Raw genomic sequence first — 7,596 nt, forward strand, 5'->3', positions numbered from 1 at the left:
ATCGCATGGAATTCACGGAGCTTCTTTCCTGGGCTACATCAACCTCGACATGATTGGCTGGGACGGAAACGGCGACCGCAAAACAGAAGTTCACACCCGCCCGGTTGCTCAATCACTTGATCTTGCCGACAAAGTCGTGCAGTGCAACGCATGGTACAATATTGATCTTGTTTTGGAAATCATCAATCCGGGAGTTGTCAATACCGATCATTATTCTTTCTGGCAGGGTGGATATACGGCTGTCGGGATCAACGAAGAATACGACGGCGATGAAAACCCGCATTATCACCAGGTAACAGACCAGTTTCAATACCTCGACACAGCTTATCTGAACGCCAATTCGCGCCTGGCAATCGCCACACTGGCAACTGTGGCATTTGACAAAAGTCAGTTTGGAAGTTCTTCCGAAATCGCCGCACAGGCCGAACTGTTCCCAAACCCGGCAAAAGATCTTTTGAATGTGCAGTTTCGGCATGCAATCGTCTCCCCTTTTCAAATCGACATTTCGGATACGCAGGGAAGAATCGTGTTTTCCACCGTCAGATCCGAAACCAAGCAAGTGATTATTCCCGTTGATCTGCTTTCTGCAGGCATGTATTCCCTGGCGATTAAATCCTCTGATTTTAACGTGAATTTTCCGTTTGTGAAGCAGTAACTTCCCAATAGCTACCGGAATACGATGGGTCAATGAGGTGAAGGAGTCAGGACTTCAGGATTTTAGGAAATCATGGTCTTCTCTACTAAAAACCGGATGTTAGATCCTTAACACTTTGATACTATCGTCATACTATATCCATACTTGAAGGTGGGAGTATCCATACTTGCTCCATAGTTGAAGGTTGGAATTACAAATTGCGTTTTTTTATGTCTCCGGGTTCGTTTTCAAAAAATAATTATTTCTGAAACCAGAATTTTTTTTGTCCGGAATAACAACAACTAAAAAACACGTTTAAATACAATCTACTAAACTTGTAGACTAGCAGATTTACAAGAAGTTATAAACAAATAAAAACAGAATGTTTTAATTTTAAATGGAATGTGATTTTATTTTTCACGTGTTAACAAACCATTATTTTTTAACAAAAAAATGGCTATATCTGAAAAAAAAATTTGCAAAATCGTTTTTAGCGTATATATTTGAACAACTTCAAGCAGTTTTTTTGCTAAAAACAACATGATTGAAGACCATTATTTGCTCCGATCTAAAATGAAAGAACGGAACACTATTCACACCATACCCCGTTGCAATCTGATAGCGTTATGTTTTCAGCTTCTCCAAAAGAGAAACTAAAAATTTAGGTTTATTAACTTTAATGCTGCTGATTATGAAGAAAAGCTACCTGCTATTCATCGCGCTGTTGCGCTTTGTCCGGGGTCTCGCTCTCAAGAGCACAGAAAGCCTCAAAGAGCTGTCACCCCCACCCGGTTCTACCCGGATTTTCAAGAAATTATTCCTGTCATGTGTCATGCTCTTAGCCACATCGGTGATCTATTCCCAGGAAATCTGCGGAAATGGGATTGACGATGACGGCGATGGTTTTGTGGATCACTACGATACGGATTGCCCGCCAACTACAACCGGAACAGACAATTTCGGGATTAATAGCGGCTGTACAACGACTCCGTCTGCAACCCCGTTGAGTGTGACAAATGCAAGGTCGTCGATAGCCAATATCATGATATACTCGTCACCAACCATTGCGGATATTGACAACGATGGTCAAACCGAAATAATAGCCATTGCTGATAATTCGGCAACTTTTTCCGGAAATGACAGACGTGCACGAAATATTCTAATCATCAATTCCACAACGGGTGCTACCGAACTCACGATCAATACGCCCTTTATTTTTGTTTCCCAATTTACGCCTTATGCAATCGCTGACATCAACAACGATGGTTTTGGTGAAATCATTGTACAATTGGATGTTAATGGCAATGCCGCTGCCGATCAGGGGCGTTTGGTTTGTTACAGTCATACAGGTGTGGAACTTTGGAGATCAGCTACTGTAGTAGGATTCAATCTTTCCGGATCAAGATATGGAAATATCAGTATTGCCGATATAGATCAGAATGGCACAGCGGAAGTGACTGTCTTTGATGAAGTGTATAGCGGACAAACAGGGGCATTACTCGCACGCGGACCGGGCGGAGCAATTGGATATGGAGTAGACTTCAATGGAAATAATTACAGTATGACCGTACCTGCTAACCTGACAAGTCATCCGGGACTAGAACTGGCCGCAGGAAAAACGGTATATGAGATTACGATTACGAATACACTTGGTATCAGTGGAAACACTGTTAATCCCATAACTCTTGCAGGATCCAACGATGGACTCACCGCCATTGCCGATATGAACCGGGATGGTCAATTGGATGTGGTTGTCGGAGTTGGGGGGCCCTCGGGTAGTTTGTATATCTGGGATCCGAGAACCAACAGCCTCATTGCCTCAACGGCATTAGGGACAGGATTTCCGGGTAATGCCTTTAACCCTGTAAGCGTTCCTTTTATCGGTGATATGGATAATGATTGTTTACCCGAAATCGGGATTACAAGACGTTTACGCGTTTTCTCTTATGAATACAATGGTACCACAACACTCAGCTTAAAATGGACACTAAATACCACCGACGATTCAGGAGGTACAGGAATTGTCATGTTTGATTTCAATCAGGATGGAAACCAGGAATTGGTGTATCGGGATGAGACCAATTTGCGCATCCTGAATGCAGCAGCTACCGGATCTTCTCCAACTACAATAGCTTCTTTTCCTTGTACTTCAGGAACATTGTACGAGCACCCGGTAGTAGCCGATATTGATAACGACGGATCAGCTGAATTAGTATGCGGTTGCGGTGGAAGCGGGTCAATCCCGGGATTCACCGGTAAAATCAACATTTATGAATCCAATGCTGCTCCATGGGCTCCGGCAAGACCGGTATGGAACCAGGAAGCATATACATCTACCAATATTCACAACAACCTCTCCGTACCTCAAACGCAACAAAACAATGCAGCGGCTTACACAGGTGGTGCCTGTAATTGTTCCGCAGTAGGAATTGGAAAACAACCCTTCAATAATTTCAATGTACAGCAAACCAGCTTAGACGATCAGGGCTGTCCGGTTTTCCCGGGTGGAGATGTTGCCATAACAACGATCCTCAGTTATAATTCAGTTACCGGACAAGTAAGCATACAGATTGATAATGCAGGAGATAATGATTTTCCAGCAGGCAGCAGTATTGCGTTTTACAATGGGAATCCTACCACTACGAATATCCCTTTATTGGCAACCGGTACTACACCAAGTGTAATTCTGGCACATACAACCGCCACATTCACTTTTACCGTAACTCCGAATTTAGGTTATAATTTGTACGTCATTATCAACGATAACGGAAGTATTCCCCGCCCTTTCAACCTGGCAACACAATTTCCATCCACCAGTATTGCAGAATGTAATTATGTGAATAACATGCTGCATCTTACCCCTCCAAACTACGACACGGACGGAGATGGCGTAACAGACAACCTGGACCTGGATCTGGATAACGACGGAATCCTGAACAGCGAAGAAAACAACGGTCTGGCTGCGTTCGGCGATGAAGACGGCGACGGAACCATCAACTGCCAGGATGTGGTAGATAACGGAACCGGCGATGGTTCTGTTACCAATTACGTGGATGCAGACGGAAATGGTATACCGGACGCCTATGATTTCGACAACGACGGAATCATCAACATGATTGACCTGGATTCCGATAATGACGGGATTTACGACCGCGTGGAATCCGGAGAAACAACCGGTGTGGATGCAAATGCAGATGGCCGCGTAGATGGTGTTGAAGGAACAGACGGTGTTCCGGATGCGGTTCAGGCTGTCGGACAGGAAAACAGCGGAACAGTCAATTACACCATTCTGAACACAGATGCTGCCGATTTTCCGAATTACAAAGATTACGATTCCGACAACGATGCGTGTTCGGATGCCAACGAATATTATAACTCAGCAACGGCTGATGGTGGTGACGGTGGTCCTTACGGAACCGGGCTTCCGGCAGTTGGAGGGACCGGAAAAGTAACAGCTGCTTCCTATACGGGAACGTATACACCTGTTGTGACTGCAATCACACTTGCAACGGTGACAACTCCTCCGGGCAACGTTACAACACTACAGGGATCTTCTGCTTATTTCAATGCAGTAGTTACCAACGGATCCAGTGTACCGACCTATCAATGGCAGGTAAGCACGGATGGCGGAACAACCTGGACCAATGTGGTGAACGATGCCACTTATTCAGGAGCAACAAGCCTGTATTTACTCATTTCAAATACTCCTTTATCCTTTAACACTCATCGTTATCGCATAGTACTTTCCCAACCCGATTGTGCGTGTAAAGTCACTTCCACGGCGGGAATACTGACCGTCAATGCCAGTGCCGATTCGGATGGGGACGGCATTCCGAATACAACCGATTTGGACGACGACAACGATGGAATCCTGGATACTCATGAAGGTTCCTGTTCCTCACTTACAACCAATGAATTCGGCGGAACTTTCGGAACAACTACCGTAGAACGCAATCTTGCAACACCACCTGGAGGAGGATATACTTTTTCAAGCTTCATTATAAATGCGGGGAATTATACGGTTGCCAGTTTAGCTACTACTCCGATTCACCCTGATCCCACTGCATGGAATTATGCCGGCCACACAACCGGAGCAAACGACGATGCCTTTTTAGCTGTAAACGGTTCCACAAGTGTCGGTACATTTTACGATGAAGTGTTGAATTTTGCCGCAGGAGCAACTTATACGTACTCGATCTGGCATGCGGCATCAGGTAATGGGCCTTCGGGTGATTATCAGCTTGGAATCCGCATTACCCGTGTATCCGACGGAGCTTTGGTAGCTTTTGCCAATTCTTCTACAAGCGGTCCCTTTGATCAAACCTGGAAGCCACTGGCTTTGACTTTTACGTCCAATACGACGGAAAACTACCGGGTTTCGTTGATAAATATCAGTACTGGTTCCAGTGGTAATGATTTCGCTATTGACGACATCATCGTGAATCCGCTTCTTTGCGGAACAAATACAGACGGTGACGGAAGTCCGGATGCTGTGGATCTGGATTCAGACAACGATGGCTGTCCGGATGTGACGGAAGCTGGAATGCCGGACCCGAATCACGATGGAATTGCGGGAGGAACTCCGGTAACAGTGAACTCAAACGGTTTGGTAACGAGTGCTTCCGGTTTGTATTTAGGAACAGACCCGGCAGTAACAACAGCAGTAACACCTAGTTTAACGGTGGTGACACCACCGGCTAATCAAGCTGTGACAGTCGGTGCGAATGCAACATACACGGTGAATGCAACGGTTACAGCACCGGGAACTTCGTCTTATCAATGGCAATTGAGTACGAATAACGGTACTACCTGGACAAATATCGTTAATGGAGCACCTTACTCCGGAGCAACAACTGCAACCTTAACCGTTACAGGAGCAACGATCGGAATGAACGGTTACCATTACCGGGTACGTCTTCAGCAAACCAATTATTTGTGTGATTCAATCATTACAGCCGGGGCCTTGCTGCAAGTAGCCATTGATTCCGATTCTGACGGTATTAATGACATCACGGATCTGGACGACGACAATGACGGGATTCTCGATTCTCAGGAAAATGGAACCAGTCCGGATGCAATGGCTGATCAGGATTCCGATGGTATCTTGAATTACCTGGACGCTGATTTAGCAGGGTTTGTGGATGCCAATGCAGATGGAATCAACGATAATTACGACTATGATTTAGACGGTCATATCAACGAGTTGGATCTGGATTCGGACAACGACGGGATTTACGACCGGGTGGAATCAGGTCAGACAACAGGGACAGATGCTACGAACGACGGACGCACTGACGGACCGGTCGGAACAGACGGTGTTCCGGATGCGGTTCAGGCTGCAGGACAGGAAAACAGCGGAACAGTCAATTATACGATCCAAAACTCAGATGCTTTCCCTCCGGATTTCCCGGATTACAAGGATTTTGATTCCGACAACGATAACTGTAAGGATGTGATCGAAGCCGGTTATACCGATCCGGATAATAATGGAATGTTGGGAACTTCTCCGGTTACAACGGATGCCAATGGAGTGGTAACAGGTCAAGGCGGCTATACCGGAACAAATGCAAATGTCACAACAGCAGGAAATGCAACGATGGCTTCGCTGTCGCCATCTAATACAACAGGACTGGCAGGTGCCAGCACAAGCTTCCAGGTGAGTGCAAGTGCAACACCTCCTGCAGTTGTACTTTATCAGTGGCAGCTAAGTACCGATGGTGGAGCAACCTGGACGAATATCGTAAACAATGCGACCTATTCGGGTGCAACAACTTATCAATTAACCATTAGCGGACTAACAGTCAGTATGGATGGCTACGATTACCGGGTATACATGGAACAATCCAATTACGCGTGTCGGAATGCTACCAGTGCTTCAGCAAATCTGACCGTTATTGCCTATCCTGTTGCCAATGATGACAACGGTGGAACTTTAGCGGAAGACGGTGCAAACGGAACCGTGGCTATTTTAACGAATGACACGGATCCAAATGGAAACCCTACAGCTCCGACAAACGGTTCGGGTCAGTTTACGGTTGACCTGGATGTCACAACAGCCGGAATTCAAACCACCTTTACTGACGCAACAGGAACGTGGACCTACGATCCTGCAACGGGAATTGTGACTTTTGATCCGGCAGGAAATTACAACGGAACGGCTACTCATACGTATGAACTATGTGATCCGACCAGTCTTTGCGACCAGGCAATCATTACCTTCATTGTAACACCGGTGAATGATCCTCCGGTGGTGGATAACGAAACCCACACCATTCCGGAAGATACACAAGCAACCGGTGATTTGACCGACGCAGGAGATTCCGATCCGGAAGGAACAGCTTTAACAGCCAACACCACGCCGGTTTCAGGACCGACAAACGGAACCATTGTTATCAATGCAAACGGAACGTATACCTATACGCCGAATGCAAACTTCAACGGAACGGATCAGGTAGTTGTTTCTATCTGTGATGCGGGAATACCGCTTCCGGCTCTGTGTGCCAACGATACGATTTTCATTACCGTCACTCCGGTAAATGATCCTCCGGTTGTGGACAATGAAACCCACACGATTCCGGAAGATACACAAGCAACCGGTGATTTAACCAACGCTGGAGATTCCGATCCGGATGGAACGGCCTTAACAGCCAACACCACGCCGGTTTCAGGACCGACCAACGGAACCATTGTGATCAACGCAGACGGAACGTATACCTATACGCCGAATGCAAACTTCAACGGAACGGATCAGGTAGTCGTATCTATTTGTGATGCAGGAACACCGCTTCCGGCGCTGTGTGTCAACGATACGATTTTCATTACCGTTACTCCGGTAAATGATCCTCCGGTGGTGGATAACGAAACGCATACCATTCCGGAAGATACACAAGCAACAGGCGATTTAACCAATGCAGGAGATTCCGATCCGGAAGGAACGGCTTTAACAGCCAACACCACGCCGG

The 7,596-nt window shown here is 46.2% G+C and carries 2 protein-coding genes; both read left to right on the forward strand.

Features of this window, described 5'->3' with window-relative positions; all coding sequences use genetic code 11:
• Positions 1–655, forward strand: a 655-nt coding sequence (locus Q1V93_RS03295; RefSeq protein WP_300661406.1) for a T9SS type A sorting domain-containing protein, incomplete at its 5' end; no start/stop codon positions are given.
• 811 nt (positions 656–1,466) lie between these two features.
• Positions 1,467–7,596 (forward strand): Ig-like domain-containing protein (locus Q1V93_RS03300; protein ID WP_300661409.1); only part of this gene is annotated, 6,130 nt, incomplete at its 3' end.

Origin of the sequence: Fluviicola sp. (genome assembly GCF_030151805.1) — a bacterium.
Lineage (GTDB): Bacteria > Bacteroidota > Bacteroidia > Flavobacteriales_D > Crocinitomicaceae > Fluviicola.